This is a genomic window from Novosphingobium sp. BL-S-19, from assembly GCF_055521675.1.
In genome coordinates this window covers 213,643-229,135 of the sequence record NZ_CM145498.1, presented here as the reverse complement: position 1 = coordinate 229,135, position 15,493 = coordinate 213,643, and the positions used below count along the sequence as shown (strand labels likewise).

The 15,493-nt window shown below is 66.2% G+C and carries 11 protein-coding genes; 2 read left to right on the top strand and 9 right to left on the bottom strand.

Annotated elements, in window-relative coordinates:
- Positions 1–27: 27 nt before the first annotated feature.
- From ACZ1JV_RS09520 to pepN, 4 genes are all read right to left on the bottom strand, one after another.
- Positions 28–1,320 carry a cytochrome b gene (locus ACZ1JV_RS09520; RefSeq protein WP_465151376.1) on the bottom strand — a complete coding sequence of 431 codons (1,293 nt, stop codon included), beginning with the start codon at positions 1,318–1,320 and terminating at the stop codon, positions 28–30.
- Positions 1,321–1,343: 23 nt separating this feature from the next.
- Positions 1,344–1,877 carry a ubiquinol-cytochrome c reductase iron-sulfur subunit gene (gene petA, locus ACZ1JV_RS09515; RefSeq protein WP_465136644.1) on the bottom strand — a complete coding sequence of 178 codons (534 nt, stop codon included), beginning with the start codon at positions 1,875–1,877 and terminating at the stop codon, positions 1,344–1,346.
- Between the two features lie 377 nt (positions 1,878–2,254).
- Complete coding sequence (gene pgeF / locus ACZ1JV_RS09510; RefSeq protein WP_465152533.1) at positions 2,255–3,022, bottom strand: peptidoglycan editing factor PgeF; 768 nt, start codon at positions 3,020–3,022, stop codon at positions 2,255–2,257.
- Positions 3,023–3,032: 10 nt separating this feature from the next.
- Positions 3,033–5,666, bottom strand: a complete 2,634-nt coding sequence (gene pepN / locus ACZ1JV_RS09505) for an aminopeptidase N (RefSeq protein WP_465151375.1) — start codon at positions 5,664–5,666, stop codon at positions 3,033–3,035.
- An 84-nt stretch (positions 5,667–5,750) separates the two neighbouring features.
- Between pepN and ACZ1JV_RS09500 the strand changes: the two genes are divergently transcribed.
- Positions 5,751–6,599: a Rossmann-fold NAD(P)-binding domain-containing protein gene (locus ACZ1JV_RS09500; RefSeq protein ID WP_465151374.1), complete on the top strand. Its 849-nt coding sequence runs from the start codon at positions 5,751–5,753 to the stop codon at positions 6,597–6,599.
- Here the strand turns inward: ACZ1JV_RS09500 and ACZ1JV_RS09495 are convergent.
- Positions 6,509–7,429 (bottom strand): DMT family transporter, encoded by a 921-nt coding sequence (locus ACZ1JV_RS09495; protein ID WP_465151373.1) that lies wholly within the window; start codon positions 7,427–7,429, stop codon positions 6,509–6,511. The genes ACZ1JV_RS09500 and ACZ1JV_RS09495 overlap by 91 nt on opposite strands.
- On the bottom strand, positions 7,426–8,421 hold the full coding sequence (locus ACZ1JV_RS09490) for a threonine aldolase family protein (protein ID WP_465151372.1): 996 nt from the start codon (positions 8,419–8,421) through the stop codon (positions 7,426–7,428). Before ACZ1JV_RS09490 ends, ACZ1JV_RS09495 begins: the two co-directional genes overlap by 4 nt.
- Positions 8,422–8,483: 62 nt before the next feature.
- Between ACZ1JV_RS09490 and ACZ1JV_RS09485 the strand changes: the two genes are divergently transcribed.
- Entirely contained in the window at positions 8,484–8,774 is a 291-nt protein-coding gene (locus ACZ1JV_RS09485; protein WP_465151371.1) for a GNAT family N-acetyltransferase, read from the top strand.
- A 141-nt stretch (positions 8,775–8,915) separates the two neighbouring features.
- On the opposite strand, the gene ACZ1JV_RS09480 is transcribed toward ACZ1JV_RS09485, so the two are convergent.
- The 3 genes from ACZ1JV_RS09480 to ACZ1JV_RS09470 all read right to left on the bottom strand — a co-directional run bounded on the left by ACZ1JV_RS09480 (position 8,916) and on the right by ACZ1JV_RS09470 (position 15,456).
- Positions 8,916–12,512, bottom strand: a complete 3,597-nt coding sequence (locus tag ACZ1JV_RS09480; protein WP_465151370.1) for a hydantoinase B/oxoprolinase family protein — start codon at positions 12,510–12,512, stop codon at positions 8,916–8,918.
- Positions 12,513–12,775: 263 nt separating this feature from the next.
- Positions 12,776–14,074: an amidohydrolase family protein gene (locus ACZ1JV_RS09475; protein ID WP_465151369.1), complete on the bottom strand. Its 1,299-nt coding sequence runs from the start codon at positions 14,072–14,074 to the stop codon at positions 12,776–12,778.
- Positions 14,071–15,456, bottom strand: coding sequence for an amidohydrolase (locus ACZ1JV_RS09470; RefSeq protein ID WP_465151368.1), 1,386 nt, complete (start codon positions 15,454–15,456; stop codon positions 14,071–14,073). Before ACZ1JV_RS09470 ends, ACZ1JV_RS09475 begins: the two co-directional genes overlap by 4 nt.
- Positions 15,457–15,493 lie beyond the last annotated feature (37 nt).

Here is a 15,493-nt window from a genome sequence, read left to right as displayed (position 1 = left end):
TCTTTCGTCTTTCGTTCCAGCTGTTGATCAGGCTTCCGCCGCGGCGGCGGGAGCGAGTTTGGCTTCTTCATCCGCGCCGAGGACAGCCTCGGTGATGGAGAAGGGCAGCGGATCCGGCTTCTCGATGGCCGAGACGATCGGAACGATGATCAGGAAGTGCGCGAAGTAGTAGAGCGCCGCGAGCTGGCTGATCATCACATAGGGTTCCTCAGCCGGGGCGCCGCCGCAGTAGAACAGGACCAGCATGTCCAGCACGAGGATCCAGAAGAACTTGCGGTACAGCGGACGGTAAGCGCCCGAACGCACCGGCGACTTGTCCAGCCAAGGCAGGAAGAACCACACGAGGATCGCGCCGAACATCGCCATCACGCCCATCAGCTTGGCCGGGATGAAGAAGAAGTTCTGCGTGAAGGCGCGCAGGATCGCGTAGAACGGCCAGAAGTACCATTCGGGCACGATGTGCGCGGGCGTGCTCATCGGGTTGGCCGGGATGTAGTTGTCCGGATGGCCGAGATAGTTCGGGAAGAAGAACACCGCTGCGCAGAACAGGATGGCGAAGACGCCGATCGCCCAGCCGTCCTTGGCGACGTAGTAGGGGTAGAACGGCACCGTATCGCTCTGGCTCTTCACTTCCACGCCGGTCGGGTTCGACGAACCGGGGATGTGCAGCGCCCAGATATGCAGGATCACCACGCCCAGGATCACGAAGGGCAGCAGGAAGTGCAGCGAGAAGAAGCGGTTGAGCGCGGCATTGTCCGGCGCGAAGCCGCCCAGCAGCCACTGCTGCAGCGGCTCGCCGACAAACGGGATCGCACTGAACAGGCCGGTGATGACCTTGGCGCCCCAGAAGCTCATCTGGCCCCAAGGCAGCACATAGCCCATGAAGGCGGTGGCCATCATCAGCAGGAAGATTACGACGCCCAGCAGCCACACCATCTCACGCGGGGCCTTGTACGAGCCGTAGAAGAAGCCGCGGAAAATGTGGATGTAGATGACGACGAAGAAGGCAGAGGCACCGTTGGCGTGCGCATAACGCATCAGCCAGCCCCAGTTCACGTCGCGCACGGTCTGTTCGATGGTGTCGAACGCCACGGCGGTGTTGGCCGCATAGTGCATGGCCATGACCACGCCGGTGACGATCTGGAGGATCAGGCAAAGCCCTGCGAGGAAGCCGAAATTCCAGAAATAGTTCAGATTGCGCGGCACCTCGTAACCGCCGCCGACGGCGTTGTAGACGAGGCGCGGGATGGGAAGCTTTTCATCCATCCACTGCATGAAAGGGTGGCTCGGCTTGTATTCCTTGGCCCAGGGAAAGCTCATTTTCTTTATCCTCTCGCTTCGCCTCAGCCGATCTTGACGACCGTGTCACTGGAGAATTCGTATTCCGGAACCTCTAGGTTCTTGGGCGCGGGGCCCTTACGGATACGGGCGGCGGTATCGTAGGCAGATCCGTGGCAAGGGCAGAAATATCCGCCGAACTCGCCGCGCGGCTCACCTTCGCCGGCGCCCAGCGGCACGCAGCCCAGATGGGTGCAGACACCCATGGTGATCAGCCAATTGGTCTTGCCTTCCTTGGTCCGTTCCTCAAGCGTCTGCGGATCGCGCAGGCTGGAAACGTCAACCTTGTTGGCTTCCTCGATCTCGTGCGGGGTCAGGTTGCGGACGAAGACCGGCTGCTTGCGGAAGATCGCCTTGATCGCCTGACCGGGCTGGATCGAGGATATGTCGACCTCCGTCGAGCTTGCGGCAAGCACGTCTGCCGAAGCGGACATCTGGCTGACGAGCGGAACGACCACCCCGACGCCTGCAACTCCCGCAGCGCTTACTGCGGCGATATTGATGAAATCGCGCCGGCGCACGCCGTCTGCCTCAGCCATGTTTGCCCTTGCCCTACAGTTATTGACTTGTTTTTATCGACAACCCGCCCCGGTGCAATCCGGAGGCGAGCCCAGATCCTGACCACTTGTTATTTTAGCCTGGTATACCCCGTTAAGGGTCGCCCGATCCGAACACACCACTGTGTCTGCCCCGGACCGAATACCGACCTATCGGGCTGATATACACGAAAATCCGGCGTGCCAACCGCCTTTTTGGCAGGACGATGGCGCGGGCGGTGCCAGCAAATTCAAGCAATAAGGCACTACCGCGCAAACCGGGGCAAGACTGGGACAAGACCGGACGATGGGGAACGCGGGGGCGATCCGCAAGACATCCCGCCGGGGTTAATCAATCCCCCCGGCGATCAGGAAACCCGTCAAGGATTGGCAATCAATGAGAACTGGCGGCCGTAATTCGCCTCTGCCCGATGGGTGGCGCGGCGGAACGAATAGAATCGTTCCGGCTGCGCGTAAGTATCGAGCCCGAGGCGTTCCACCCCGGCAATTCCGGCCGCTTCAAGCCGCGCGGCGACATAGGCTTCCAGATCGAACTGCCAGTGCTCCGGCCTGCCGGGCACGAAGAACCGCCCGTTGCCTGCCGACTGCGCCATGAAGCGGTCATGAAATCCTGCGTCCACCTCGTACGAAACGGCGGCGATGCAGGGGCCGACCGCCGCAACGATCCGCGATGGCTCGGCACCCAGCGATATCATCGCGGCGATGGTGCGATCAGTGACACCGGCCACCGCGCCCTTCCAGCCTGCGTGCGCCGCGCCGATCACGCCGGCCTCGCGGTCGGCCAGCAGCACCGGCGCGCAGTCCGCGGTCAGCACGCCCAGCACCACGCCGGGTCGATCGGTGACGAGCGCGTCGGCATGGGGCCGCTCGGCATCGCTCCACACGTCGTCTCCCACGGTCACGCACTCGGCCGAGTGGATCTGGTAGACGCTGGCCAGCCGCCCGCCGGGCAGCACAGCCTTGACCGCGCGGCGGCGATTCTCGGCAATCGCGGCCGGATCGTCGCCCGAACCGAGGCCGACGTTGAGGCCGGACACGGCCCCCGTGCTAACCCCGCCGATACGGCCGAGAAAACCGTGCGGGATATCGCCCAGCACCCCGGCGCGGTTGACCTCCACTGTGCTCATGGCCACCGAATCAGTCAAGGCTCTTACTCACCTGTTCGCGCACGTCGCGTGAGAGTTCGCCCTGGGCCATGGTCTGCTCCAGTTCGGCGCGCATCATTGCCGCGCGCACCGGCTCGATCCGCCGCCAGCGGCCGAGATGCGGCACGAAGCGGGCGGTGGTCTGCGGGTTGATCGGATCGAGGCGGCGGATCAGATCGCCGATCAGGCGATAGCCTTCGCCGCTGGCATCGTGGAAGCCCTTGGCATTGAGCGCCAGCGACATGAACAGGGCGCGCACGCGGTTGGGATTGTGCAAGGTGAAGTCGGGATGCTCCGCCAGCGCCCGTACATGATCGAGTACGTGCGGGTGGAAGCTGCTGGCCTGCAGCTTGAACCACTTGTCGATCACCAGAGCATTGCCCTGATAGCGTTTGTGGAAGTCGGCCAATGCCTCGGCCCGCTCAGGCCCATCGAGATGGCACAATACGGTGAGTGCGGATTCGCGGTCGGTCATGTTGTCCGCCGCGCGGTACTGGGCGATGGCGCGAGCCGCGCCTTGGGCCGCATCGCCCGAGGCGATCAGGCCCAGCGCCTGCGCCTTGGCCTTGCGCGCGCCGCGTGCGGCGGCATCGCGGCCGTAGGGCACCGCGCTGACGCGGTCATGCAGGGTCTTGAGGTCGTCGGCCAGTTCGCCGCCCAGCCACTGCTTCAGCGCCTCACGCTCTTCATGGATCGCGTAAGGATCGGCGACGAGCACCTGCTCGGCCAGATAGGCGACGGTCGGCAGGCGCATGAGTTCGCCGCGCATCAGGTCGTCGAGCGCCTCATCGGCGATAATCGCCGCGAAAGCCTTGCCGATGGCGGCACGGCCGGCGGCGCGATCGGCATCGCTCAGCCCGCCGCTCACCGCCGCAACAAGGTGCTGGACGACGAGGCTCTGCATCGCCTCATAGCGCGCAAAGGGATCGTCGTCCCGCGCGGCCAGGAACACCAGATCCTCGGCATCGCGCTCGAATTCGATGGCGACGGGGGCCGAGAAGCCGCGGTTGATCGACAGCACCGGCAGGCGCGCGAAGCCTTCGAACGCGAAGCTGTCCCGCGCCTTGTCGAGCACGATCAGCCGCTCGCCCCCGTGGGTGCCGGTGTCGCGGTCATAGAGCGCGATGCGCAGCGGGATCGGCATCGGCTGCTTGTCCGGCTGGCCGGGCGTGGCCGGCACGGTCTGCGCCAGGGTCAGCGTCGCCACATCGCCTTCGTGGGTGAGCGAGACCGAGACTTGCGGGGTGCCCGCCTGCGAATACCAGAGGCGGAACTGCGTGAGATCCAGCCCGGCCCCGTCCTCGATCGCCTTGACGAAGTCCTCGCACGTCGCCGCCTCGCCATCGTGACGGTCGAAGTAGAGGTCAGTGCCGTTACGGAACCGTTCGGTGCCGGCCATGGTCCGCATCATGCGGATCACCTCGGCACCCTTGTTGTAGACGGTCGCCGTGTAGAAATTGCTGATTTCCTGATAGGAATCCGGGCGGATCGGATGGGCGAGCGGCCCCGAATCCTCGGGGAACTGGCCGCCGCGCAAGGTGCGCACATCCTCGATCCGCTTGACCGGCTCGCTGCCCATGTCGGCGCTGAACAGCTGGTCGCGCAGGACGGTAAAGCCTTCCTTCAGCGAAAGCTGGAACCAGTCGCGGCAGGTCACGCGGTTGCCCGACCAGTTGTGGAAGTATTCGTGGCCGATCACGCTCTCGATCCCGTCATAATCGGCATCGGTCGCGGTTTCCGGGTCGGCAAGGACGTAGCGGGTGTTGAAGACGTTGAGGCCCTTGTTCTCCATCGCGCCCATGTTGAAGTCCGACACGGCGACGACGTTGAACAAGTCGAGATCGTACTCGCGCCCGAAGGCTTCTTCATCCCACTTCATCGAGTGAATCAGCGAATCCATCGCGTGCTGCGTGCGCTGTTCGTCGCCCGCGCGGACCCAGATGTTGAGATCGACCTTGCGGCCCGAGCGCGTGGTGAACTGGGCATGGTTGGCCACCAGATCGCCTGCCACCAGCGCGAAGAGGTAGCTCGGCTTGGGCCAGGGATCGTGCCATTCGGCCCAGTGCGTGCCGTCGGCATTCTCGCCCGTGGCGGTGCAGTTGCCGTTGGAGAGCAGGATCGGGAACTGCGCCTTGTCGCCCGCCATGTGCACCGAATACGTCGAAAGCACATCGGGGCGGTCGGGGAAGAACGTGATGCGGCGGAAGCCCTCGGCCTCGCACTGGGTGCAGAGCATGCCGTTCGAGGCGTAAAGGCCCATCAGCTGGCTGTTGCCGGCCGGGTTCATCGCCGTTTCGACTTCGACCTCATGCGCGTCGCCCGAAAGCTCCACCAGCAGGTCGGGCCCATCCAGCCGCCAGTTGTTCACCGCCTCGCCATCAACACGCACGGCGAGCGGGGCGATCTGGTCGCCGTTTAGGCGCAGCGTCGGGCTGCTCTCGCCGGCCGGATTGCGCGTTACCGAGAGTTTCGCGGTGACATGCGTGGCGTCGATGCCCAGACGGAAGTCCAGCGCGATCTGCGGCACCAGCCATTCGGGCGGCCGATAATCCTCGCGGTGGATCACGGGCGGGGCCGTGATTACGGGCGCGGCGTCGGGCTGGGCGGCGTTGCTGACGATGTCCATAGGCTTCGAGTTAAGCCCCCCGCCTTGCGATTGCCAGCCGTGCCGCTACGAATTCGCAGCGATTTTTGAGAGAAAGCGAAAGCGATGGCGCCCCGCCTGTTCATCTTCGGCCTTGGCTATACCGCCTCTGTGGTGGCCGAGCGGCTGTCCCGCATGGGCTGGGAAGTGATCTCCACCGGCCGCGACGGCACGCTTTCGTTCGAGGATGAGGGCAATGTGCGCCTCGCGCTGGCCGATGCCGATCATGTGCTGTCTTCAGTGCCACCGGGCAACGAAGGGCGCGGCGAAGCGCTCGATCCGGTGCTGGACCGCTATGGAAACGCGCTGAAGGGCAAGGCGCTGTCCTACCTTTCCTCCACCGGCGTCTATGGCGATGCCGGCGGTGCATGGGTGGACGAGAGCGCCCCCATCGGCACCGGCCGCCGCACCGCACGGGCAGAGGCGGACCGCGAATGGCTCTCGCTGGGGGCGCGGGTCTATCGGCTGCCCGGCATCTACGGCCCCGGCCGCTCGATGCTCGACCGCGTGCGCGAAGGCCGCGCGCATCGCATCGACCTGCCGGGACAGGTGTTCAGCCGCGTGCATGTGGCGGACATCGCCTCGGGCGTGATCGCCGGCCTAGAGGCTCCGGCCGGCGCCTATAACCTTGCCGACGACCTGCCCTGCGCGCAGAACTTGGTGGTGGAGGAAGCCTGCCGCCTCACCGGCGCGCCGCTGCCCCCGCTGCAGAGGCTGGAGGAAGCGGCGCTCTCCCCGATGGCGCGGGCGTTCTATGCAGAGAACCGCCGCGTCACCAACGGCAAGGCGCGGCAGGTACTTGGCTGGAAACCGCGCTTCGCGACTTACCGCGAAGGGCTGCGCGACATCAGCGCCACCACCAGGCCTACCGTGGCCAGCCCTGCCCCGGCAATCGCCAGCGGCGACCAGCGGTAGCCTTCGAACAGCGTCGAGATGAACATGGCGATCACGATCACCGCCACGCCGTTATAGGCCGCCTTGCCCGCGCCCAACTGGCGGATCAGCGTGTAGTAGAGCGGGAACGTCACCACGGAGCCGAGAATGGCGAGGTAGGCCGTGCCCATCCAGTAGCTCGCCTCATGCGGGATTACCGGCGCGCCGGCGAAGACCAGCGCCAGAATCACGTCGCAGATCGTGCCGTAGAGCATCGCCCAGGATAGCAGGCTCACCATCGGCAGCGCCTTGCCGGTGTCGTTGGCCTGAATCACGTTCGAGACCGAGGCGCACATCATCGCGATCAGCGCGAAGACGGTGCCCAGCACCACCTTGCCGCCCAGCGGCGCCTCATGCGCCTCGTGCAGTAACAGCAGCGCAAGGCCGCCGATGGCGATCAGGCTGCCGATGGCGAATCGCAAGGTGATCGGCTGCTTCAGCAGCACCCGCGCCAAAATCGCATTGGGCACCAGCAGCAGCCCGATCATGACCGCGACGATGCCCGACGTCAGATGCATCTCCGCCCGATAGACGAAGTTGTAATTGCCGCAGAACTGCGTGAGGCCGACCGCGAAAGCCAGCAATTGCCCGGCTTTGCCCAGTTTCAGGCTCTTGCGCATGGCAATCGCCACCAGGAACATCGCCGGCGTCGCCAGCGCAAAGCGCCACGCCACCGACCAGCTGGCCGGCACCACACTAATCTGCCCGGTGATGACGAACCAGGTCGATCCCCAAATCAGCGCCACCAGCAGAAACGGCAGCGCCACCGCCGGCTTGAGGAAGCTCGGCGCGCTATCGGCTCCCTCGCTCACAGCGCGGCGATCGCGCGGGCGAGCGCGGAAACGTGCTCTTCGCGGGCATCCCATGCGGTAACGAGGCGCGCGGCATCGTCGCCCCAGTCATAGAACTCGAAGCCCTGCGCCCGCAGCGCCGCACGTTCGGCAGCGGTGGAAGTGAGGAAAATCTCGTTCGCCTCGACCGGGTGCAGCAAGCGCGTCCCTGCCGAGCCCGCGATTTCAGCGGCGGCGGCATTGGCCGCGCGCGCATTCCTCAGCCAGAGGTCGCCTTCCAGCATCGCCAGAATCTGCGCGGCCAGATAGCGGCCCTTCGATTGCAGATGCCCGGCGCGCTTGCGGCGGAAGCGGACCTTGTCGGCCATCCCCGGATCGAAGAAGACAATGGCCTCGGCGCTCATCGCCCCGTTCTTGACCATGCCAAAGCTCAGTGCATCGACGCCCAGCGCCGCATCCGCCGCGCTACCGCCGAGGAACGCCACGGCATTGCCGAAGCGCGCGCCGTCCATATGCAGGCCAAGACCCTTGCCCTTCACGAAGGCGGAGAGCGCCGTCAGTTCCTCGGGCCGATAGACGCAGCCATATTCGCTGGCCTGCGTGATCGAGACGGCATGCGGCTGCACCTGATGCACGCCGTCACGGATCGGGTCGATCACGCCGGCAATCGCATCGGGCGTGATCTTCGCGCTCTCGCCATCGGCCAGCAGCAGCTTGGCGCCGTGCAGGTAGAAACCGGGCGCGCCACCCTCGTCCATCTCGATATGCGCCTCACGGTGGCAGATCACCGCGCCGTGCGGCTCGACCATGGCCGAAAGCGCCAGACAGTTCGCCGCCGTCCCGGTCGCCACCCAGAGCGCCGCGGAGTCACGCCCGAACAGCGCGGAAAAGCGCGCGTCCAGCGCCTTGCTGAGACCGTCGCCATCGTAAGGCGAATCAGGCTCGTCGGCAGCCTTCATGGCATCCCAGACCCTCGGGTGGACCCGTGCGGCGTTGTCGGAAAGGAACTTCATGGCCATATGCCCTAAAGCGGACGCACTGGCCGTCAAGCATACCTTTTCGGGAGCCTCCACATATGGTCGGCGTGACTATCACTGCGCATGAAAACGGAAATTCCGACGAATACATCGCCCACGTCGCCGACAGCGATGCCACCGGGCGCCTTGTATGGTCGGAACGCGGCGGTGTTCGCTATGCCGAGCATACTCTAGTGCCGCCCGTGATCGGCGGACGCGGCGTGGCCGCGCGGCTGGTGGAAGCGATGGTCGCCGATGCGCGGGAAAACCACTTCAGGATCGGCCCTTCGTGCAGCTACGTCGCCGCGGCGTTCAAGCGACATCCGGAATGGGCGGATGTGAAGGCCTGAACTGACACACTACTTTTCCGAACGAATTCCGTCGCCCCCGCGAATGCGGGGGCCCCGCTTTCCTTGTGCTCGGCCTGAAAGAACAAGCGGGATCCCCGCCTTCGCGGGGATGACGAGGTAGGGTTAGGGGGAGGCCCGGATTTACAACCTCCGCCCGAATCCTCCGCCCCCCGGCGTCTCGATCACAAACACGTCGCCTGCCGCCAACTGCGCCGTGGCCGTGGCCCCCAGTTCCTCAACCGAGCCATCGGCTCGATCGATCCGGTTCCGCCCCGGCTCGCCATCCGCACCGCCCGAAAGGCCGAAAGGCGAAGTCTTGCGCCGCTGCGAGAGGATGCCCGCCTGCATCGGCTCCAGAAACCGCACGCGTCGGGTGGCGCCGTCGCCGCCCTTGTGTTCGCCCGCGCCGCCCGATCCGCGCCGGATCGAGAACTCCTCCAGCAGCACCGGATAATTGGTTTCCAGCACTTCGGGATCGGTAAGGCGGCTGTTGGTCATGTGCGTCTGCACCACCGGCGTGCCGTCAAAATCCGGCCCCGCGCCCGAACCGCCCGAGATCGTCTCGTAATACTGATAGCGGGCATTGCCGAAAGTGAAGTTGTTCATCGTCCCCTGCGAGGCAGCCATGGCCCCCAATGCGCCGAACAGCGCGTCGGTGATCGCCTGACTCGTCTCGACATTGCCCGCGACGACGGCGGCAGCGGCCTTGGGATAAAGCATCGAGCCTTCCGGCACGCGCAAGGTGATCGGCCGAAGGCACCCCTCGTTCATCGGCACCGCATCGTCGATCAGCGTGCGCACGACGTAGAGCACCGCCGCGCGCACAACCGGCAGCGGGGCGTTGAAATTGTCGGGAAGCTGGGCGCTGGTGCCGGCGAAGTCGATGGTCGCCCCGCGCGCCAAGCGGTCGATAGTGACCGAGACGGCGATCTCGGCACCGTTGTCCATCGGCACGCGGAAACTGCCCTCCTGCAGCCGGTCGATCAGCGCGCGGACGGCCTGTTCGGCATGGGCCTGTGCGTGGGCCATGTAGGCGTCCACCACCTCACGCCCCTGTTCGCGCGCGACGCGCCGCAGTTCGGAAGCACCGCGCTGGCAGGCGGCAAGCTGCGCGCGCAAGTCGGCAAGGTTCTGCTCGATGGCGCGTGAGGGGTGCGGGCCGGACGCCAGCAGATCGCGCAGCGGCGCCTCCTGAAGCGTGCCGCGATCGACCAGCAGCACGTTGTCGATCAGCATGCCCTCCTCATCCAGCGAGCGCGAGCCCGGCGGCATCGAGCCGGGGCTGATCCCGCCGATATCAGCATGGTGCCCGCGCGCGGCGACGAACCAAGCCGGAACCGTCTCGCCCTCGATAAAGACGGGCATGACCACGGTAATGTCGGGCAGATGGGTGCCGCCATCGTAAGGCGCGTTGAGGACATAGGCGTCGCCGGGCTGGATGCCCCGGCCGTCCTTCGCATCCCCGCGCCGCTGAAGGATCGTGCGCACGCTCTGCCCCATCGAGCCCAGATGCACCGGCATATGCGGCGCATTGGCGACGAGATTGCCCTCGCGGTCGAACAGCGCGCAGGAGAAATCCAGCCGCTCGCGGATGTTCACCGAACTGGCCGAGTGCTGGAGCGCGGCCCCCATTTCCTCGGCAATCGCCATGAACAGCGCGCCCATGATTTCGAGGCGCACCGGATCGCATTCGGTCGAAAGATCGGCCTGCACCTGCTGCGGTGCATCGCGGGTGAGAATCAGGTTGCCGACATGATCGACGCGCACGCGCCAGCCGGGTTCGACGACGGTGGTGGAGACGTCATCCACCACCAGCAGTGGGCCATCGGCCGTAAAGCCCTCGGCCAGCCCCTCGCGCAGATAGAGCGGCACGCGGTGGTGTGCCCCCTGCGTCCAGAGATCGACCTGTTCCGCCGCGGGCGAGGATTCGGCGGGAAGAACCAGCGTCGCGCCGCCCCCGGAATGGCCGGCATGGACCGCCTCCACCCGCAGCGTTTCGCCGATCAACTGCTCGCCCGCGCCGAAGCCGAAACGCTGGTGCCAGCCGGCGTGGAATGCCTCCCGCATGGCATCAAGCGGGCCGACCGGCACTTCGATGGCATTGTCGCTGCCCTTGGGACGCACGGCCAGCGCCGCCTCGATCGCGATCTCCTCCGGGGCGATGCCCTGCGCGGCCAGCGCCGCCCGCGCCTCATCGCCCAGAGCGGCAACGGCGGCGTCGAGTGACGTCATGGCGTCACCCTCCAGCGACAGCGCCAAAGTGCGCTGGCGCAGCATCCGCCGGTCCGCAAGGCCCATGCCATAGGCCGAGAGCACCGAGGCCAGCGGGTGGCACAGCACGCTCGTCACGCCCAGTGCATCGGCCACCTTGCAGGCGTGCTGACCGCCCGCACCGCCAAACGTCACCAGCGCCGCGCGGGTCATGTCGTGGCCGCGCCGCAGCGAGACGGTCTTGATCGCATTGGCCATGTTGGCGACGGCGATTTCCAGAAAACCTTCCGCCGCCTGCTCGCGCGTCAGTTCCCGGCCGGTCGCGGCGCGGACTTCGGCCAGGACTTCGTCCATCCGCGCCTCGGCCGCGGCAAGGTCGAGCGGTTCGTTGCCTTCGGGGCCGAAGACGTGCGGGAAATGTTCGGGCCGCAGCTTGCCGAGCAGCAGATTGCAGTCGGTCACCGCCAGTGGGCCGCCGCGCCGGTAGCAGGCCGGGCCGGGCACCGCGCCAGCGCTTTCCGGCCCAACGAGGAAACGCGCGCCGTCGAAGCGGCAGATCGATCCGCCACCCGCCGCCACCGTCTCGATCCGCATCATCGGCACGCGCACGCGGGCGCCCGCCACGCGCGTCTCGCTGTCGCGCTCATAGGCGCCGGCATAGTGCGACACGTCGGTGGAAGTGCCGCCCATGTCGAAGCCCAGCACGTGGTCGAACCCGGCCTCTTTGGCGATGGCCGCCATGCCGACGATGCCGCCGGCCGGACCGGACAGGATCGCGTCCTTGCCCGCAAAGGCGTCCCCCGTGGTCAGCCCACCGCTCGACTGCATGTAGAGCGCGGAAACCTTGGGCCCCAGCCCCGCCTCCAGCCCCGCGACGTAACGGGCCAGCACCGGCGAGAGGTTCGCGTCCACCACGGTGGTATCGCCGCGTGCGATCAGCTTGATGAGCGGGGCGACTTCGTGACTCACGGAGACCTGTGTGAAGCCGATCTCCCGCGCGAGATCGGCCAGTGCCGCCTCGTGCGCCTTGTGGCGATAGCCGTGCATCAGCACTATGGCCACGGTGCGCAGACCCGCGTCGAAGTGGCGTTGCAGGCCCGCACGCGCGGCGCCCAGATCGAGAGGATGGTGGACGATGCCATCGGCCCCGACGCGCTCGTCTATTTCCAGCACGGCGGAATGGAGCGGCTGCGGCAGGACGATATGGCGCGCGAAAATGTCGGGCCGCTCCTGCGTGCCGATCTTAAGCGCATCGCCGAAACCGCGCGTGATTGCCAGCAACACCGGCTCACCCTTGCCTTCGAGCAGGGCGTTGGTGGCGACGGTGGTGCCCAAGCGCAGTTCGGCTTCGGGAAGGTCTCCCGTCGCCGTGCCGGTCAGCCGCCGCATCGCCTCAACAGCAGCGTCGTCATAGCGGCCGGGGTCTTCGGAGAGCAGCTTCAGCCGCTCGAACCGCCCATCGGGCGCGCGCGCCACGACGTCGGTAAAGGTGCCACCACGATCGACCCAGAATTGCCATGTGCTCATGCGGAGCTTCATGGCCGGGTGAGCGGGGAGAGGGAAGGCGAAATGGGAGAAAATGTTCGGGTTGGGTTGGCGCCGCCCCACAATGGTCAACGTCGCCAACCAAACTCCGTCGCCCCCGCGAAGGCGGGGGTCCCGCTTCCCTTTGCCAAGCGCGCAAGAAAAAGCGGGATCCCCGCCTTCGCGGGGATGACGAAATGGTTTTGGTAAGGCTTGCGTGCCGATACGGGCAGGATGCCGCTGAAGGGCGCCCTGCCCGTACGATTTTACCAGTCGAAGGCCTTGGGCAGATAAGTCCGATCAAGGCTCTTGTAGCGCTGCTTCAGGCGGCTCTGATGGTTGTCGAGCGGCTGCTTGACGCCATCGATGAACACCTCGGTCGGGGCCGAGGACAGTTCCAGCGGATCGCCGTCCCAGATCACCACGTCGCCCACCGCGCCGGGAGCCAGCACGCCGGCTTTTCCGCCCATGCCGCTGATCTCGGCGGGGACCGAGGTGATCGCCGCGAAAGCCTCTCCCCAAGTCAGCCCCGCTGCGCCGGGCAGCTTGCCGAGAGCGACGAGGTTGCCCGCTTCCTGCGGGGCATAGCGCGGCTGGTTGGAGGTGTTGAACATGCCGATGGCGACCTTCACGCCCGCCTTCTTCATGCGCCCGACATTGGACTGCGTGGCCGCCAGCGCCTCGAACGCGGAAGGCAGGTCGCGCAGCGGCATCGTGATCACCGGCACCTTGGCGGCGGCGATATCGGCCGCGACCAGCCAGCCCTCGGTCGCGCCGACCAACACGAGATCGAGCTTGGGGAACTCGGTCTTGAGCGCCAGCACACTGCGAATGTCGGAAGCGCGCTCGACGCCGACGTAGAGCGGCTGGCGACCGTCGATCACTTGCGCCAGCGCCACGGCATCCGCACGAGTCAGCAGCGCATCGGGGCTGCGCGCGGCGTTAGGCGAAGCGGCCACGTCGCGCGCCTCACGCAGGGCATTGCGCAAGGCCACGTGAGCCGCCACGCGGCTGCCACCTGCGAGCTTCGCGCCTGCTTCGCCCAGTTCGACGAACTGGAAGGCGCGCGCCTTGGTCACCGCATTGGGATCGGCACCAAGGTCGATCACCGCGCCCTGCCCGGCAAAAATCGAATGCCCGTTGTAGGGCGAGACGCTGGCGCGGGTGACGCCGCCTTCGCGGCTGATGGCGATATGCTCGCTGTTCGGATTGACGGCCGGGCTAACGTCCAGCGCGGCGTTGAACGGCGAATCCTCGGCTTCGGTATCGTTGCTGTTGGCCACGCCTTCGACATCGAGCAGGCCCAGGTCGGTCACCGCCGCGAACAGGCCCGGCGTCACCCATTTGCCGGTGCCGTCGATGGTCTGGACGCCGGCGGGCACGGCCACGCCGGCCCCGGCCGCGACGACCCTGCCGCCGCGCACGACGACAGTGCCGTGCTCGATCGGCGCGGAACCGTCACCGGTGGCGACGGTGGCGTTGGTGATGGCGAAGTCCTGCGCGAAGGCAGCAGGAGAGAAAGCAGCAGCCGCGAGTGCCGCGGCAATGATGGCGCGGCGGCTCATTTCACGTCTCCTTCACCGGCCTGCCCAAGTTCGAAATCGCTCACCGGGCGGCGCTTGGGGTCCATCGCGTCGAACATCAGCGCGCCGTCGATCCACACCTTCTCTGGCCGCGAATAGACCGAGAGCGGGTTGCCGTTCCACAGCACCACGTCGGCCATCTTGCCGGTTTCGAGGCTGCCGGTCTTCTCGCCGATACCCATGGCCTTGGCGGCGTTGTAGGTGAACCAGCCGACCACCTTGGCGTCGGGAATGTCGATGCCGATGCGGCGGCCGTCGGCCTGCGCCTTGGCAGCTTCCTGATTCAGGCGCTGGATGCCGTTCTCGTCATCCGAGTGGATCACCACGCAGGTGCCCGCATTGGCCAGCAGCGCCGCGTTCTCGGGGATCGCGTCGTAGGCTTCCATCTTGAAGCCGTACCAGTCCGCCCAGACCGCCGCGCAGATGTCGTTTTCACGCAAGACATCGGCGATCTTGTAAGCTTCGACCGCATGATGGAAGGCCGTGACCTTGTAGCCCATCTCCTTGGACATATCGATCACCTGCGCCATCTCGTCCGCGCGGTAGCAGTGGTTCTGGACGAGGATCTCGCCCTTCAACACGCCTTCCAGCGTATCCTTGCCCAGATCGCGTTCGGAATGATCGCCGTCCATGTACTGGCGCGCATCGATCCAGGCCTGACGGTCCACGGAGAAATTACCCATGCGGGTGGAGGGCTTCTGCCCCTTGCTGCCGTAGACGCGCTTGGGATTCTCACCGCAGGCCATCTTCAGCGAATAGGGCGCGCCGGGGAACTTCATGCCCTGCACGGTGATGCTGGGCACGTTCTTCAGCGTGACGGTACGGCCGCCCATCAGGTTGCCGGAGCCGGGCAGGATTTCCAGCGTGGTGACGCCGCCATTGGCCAGCGCGCGGGTGAAGCCGGGGTCCTGCGGCCAAACCGAGTGTTCGGCCCAGACGTCGGGCGTGGTCGGGCTGGTCATCTCGTTGCCGTCCGCCAGCGCATCGACCGAGGGGGAGGGATAGACGCCAAGGTGCGAGTGGATGTCGATCACGCCGGGGGTGACGAACTTGCCGGTGCCGTCAATCCGCGTGTAGCCATCGGGGATGGCCATGCCGGCGGCGCCGATGGCGACAAGCTTGCCGTCCTTGAACAGCACCACGCCGTTGTCGATCCGGCCGCCGCGCCCGTCATAGACAGTGGCGCCGACCAGCGCGGTGGGCGTGCCCGGATAGGCCTTGTAGGTGGAGGGATAAGGATCGGCGACGATGGGCGCCGGCTTCTTGTCCTGCTTCTTGGCGTCCGCGCTGTTGGCGCTCAGCGCGAGCGCGGTGCCCAGCACGAGCAGCGACGTCCAGCGCCGCAATCCCGGCGTTTTGGTCATGTGAATTCCCCTGTTTTGAAGCGTATTCGTGAAACCG

Bases quoted from the DNA above. Each gene is read 5' to 3' on its own strand.
- pepN (WP_465151375.1), bottom strand. From the start codon at position 5,666: ATGGACATCGTCAGCAACGCCGCCCAGCCCGACGCCGCGCCCGTAATC.
- pgeF (WP_465152533.1), bottom strand. From the start codon at position 3,022: ATGAGCACAGTGGAGGTCAACCGCGCCGGGGTGCTGGGCGATATCCCG.
- ACZ1JV_RS09500 (WP_465151374.1), top strand. From the start codon at position 5,751: ATGGCGCCCCGCCTGTTCATCTTCGGCCTTGGCTATACCGCCTCTGTG.
- ACZ1JV_RS09490 (WP_465151372.1), bottom strand. From the start codon at position 8,421: ATGAAGTTCCTTTCCGACAACGCCGCACGGGTCCACCCGAGGGTCTGG.
- ACZ1JV_RS09475 (WP_465151369.1), bottom strand. From the start codon at position 14,074: ATGAGCCGCCGCGCCATCATTGCCGCGGCACTCGCGGCTGCTGCTTTC.
- ACZ1JV_RS09485 (WP_465151371.1), top strand. From the start codon at position 8,484: ATGGTCGGCGTGACTATCACTGCGCATGAAAACGGAAATTCCGACGAA.
- ACZ1JV_RS09470 (WP_465151368.1), bottom strand. From the start codon at position 15,456: ATGACCAAAACGCCGGGATTGCGGCGCTGGACGTCGCTGCTCGTGCTG.
- petA (WP_465136644.1), bottom strand. From the start codon at position 1,877: ATGGCTGAGGCAGACGGCGTGCGCCGGCGCGATTTCATCAATATCGCC.
- ACZ1JV_RS09480 (WP_465151370.1), bottom strand. From the start codon at position 12,512: ATGAGCACATGGCAATTCTGGGTCGATCGTGGTGGCACCTTTACCGAC.
- ACZ1JV_RS09520 (WP_465151376.1), bottom strand. From the start codon at position 1,320: ATGAGCTTTCCCTGGGCCAAGGAATACAAGCCGAGCCACCCTTTCATG.